This is a genomic window from Acinetobacter sp. YH16031, assembly GCF_013417335.1.
Taxonomy (GTDB): domain Bacteria; phylum Pseudomonadota; class Gammaproteobacteria; order Pseudomonadales; family Moraxellaceae; genus Acinetobacter.
In genome coordinates this window covers 1-1,549 of the sequence record NZ_VPED01000152.1, presented here as the reverse complement: position 1 = coordinate 1,549, position 1,549 = coordinate 1, and the positions used below count along the sequence as shown (strand labels likewise).

2 protein-coding genes are annotated in these 1,549 nt (G+C 43.9%); both read left to right on the top strand.

Annotated elements, in window-relative coordinates; genetic code table 11:
- Positions 1 to 476 (top strand): efflux RND transporter permease subunit (locus tag FTV31_RS16770; RefSeq protein ID WP_180015764.1); only part of this gene is annotated, 476 nt, incomplete at its 5' end.
- 113 nt (positions 477 to 589) lie between these two features.
- On the top strand, positions 590 to 1,549 hold a 960-nt coding region (locus FTV31_RS16765), incomplete at its 3' end, for an MFS transporter (RefSeq protein ID WP_180015762.1).

Sequence of the window (1,549 nt, the reverse complement as noted above, 5' to 3'; positions counted from 1 at the left end):
TCCTTGTCTTGGCAGCGCTTTATGAAAGCTGGTCAATTCCATTCTCTGTGATGCTAGTTGTCCCTCTAGGGTTGATTGGCGCCTTTTTAGCAGTAATGTTACGTGGTATGCCAAATGATATTTTCTTTAAGGTCGGCATGATCACGATTATTGGTCTATCTGCAAAGAATGCTATTTTGATTGTTGAGTTTGCAAAAGCACTAAGAGAAGAAGGAATGGGTTTAGTGGAGGCAACCGTTGCAGCCGCTAAATTGCGCTTACGTCCAATCCTAATGACATCTTTGGCATTTACCTGTGGCGTTATTCCTTTAGTCATTGCCAGTGGCGCTAGTTCTGAAACTCAAAAAGCGATTGGTACAGGCGTCTTTGGCGGCATGATCAGCGCAACAATTCTAGCTGTTATTTTTGTACCGATTTTCTTTATTGTCGTCATGAGCATGGTTGAGAAATTCTCGAAACGTAAAGCGGCACATTAAGCATCAAAACTGAGAATAAAAGCTGTGGGTTAACGAGTTTAGCCCACAACAAATCTTTCATTTACATCTTTATTTCAGAATTGATTTAATAAACCATCAATATAGGTTTGATCATGAAAGCTACGAATCTTGATCCGAAACGCTGGTGGATATTGCTCGCTGTCGTGCTTGCATTTCTGCCGATTGTGATTGATATGACTGTACTGCATGTTGCGGTTCCCTCATTAACCCAATCGCTGAGTGCCACAAGTAACCAAGTCTTATGGATTATTGATATTTATCCATTACTTATGGCTGGACTTTTAGTTCCGATGGGAACTTTGGCTGATCGTGTCGGCAATCGTAAGATTCTGCTGATTGGCTTGGTTATATTTGGAATTGCCTCAGTCCTTGCGGCATTTTCCCAAACGGCTTCTATGCTGATTGCCGCACGTGCTTTATTAGCATTAGGCGGTGCCATGATTATGCCCTGTGTATTGGGTATTATTCGCAGAACCTTCGAAGACAGTCGCGAACGTGCCATTGCGCTGGGTATTTGGGGCACAATCGGATCAGCCGGTGCCGCCATTGGACCGCTCATTGGTGGGGGATTGTTAGAATATTTCTGGTGGGGTTCAGTTTTCCTGATTAACGTCCCAATCATGCTGGTTGTCGCACCAATGTGCTATTTCTTATTGTCCCGAAAAGAAGCTATAACCCCTGGACATTGGGCATTTGGTCAAGCGCTATTGCTGATTGTCGGTTTGATTTCGTTTGTATATGCACTAAAAGCAGGCTTAGGCGGTAAACAGTCGTTGTTGATTGTCTTGCCTTTGGTCGTTTTATCTATCGGCTTATTAACCATATTTGTACGCAAACAGCTGAATTCTCCTCAGCCGATGCTAGATCTTTCGCTATTTTCACGTCCTGCTATTTTAGCCGGCATTATTATGGCAATGGTTGCTGCAGGCGCTTTGGCAGGGGTTGAGTTAACTTTGGCAATGGAGCTGCAATATGTCATTCGTTTAACACCGCTGCAAGCCGGTCTTTTTATGGTTCCGATTATGGTTGCGGCCGCTATTGGCGGGCCTATT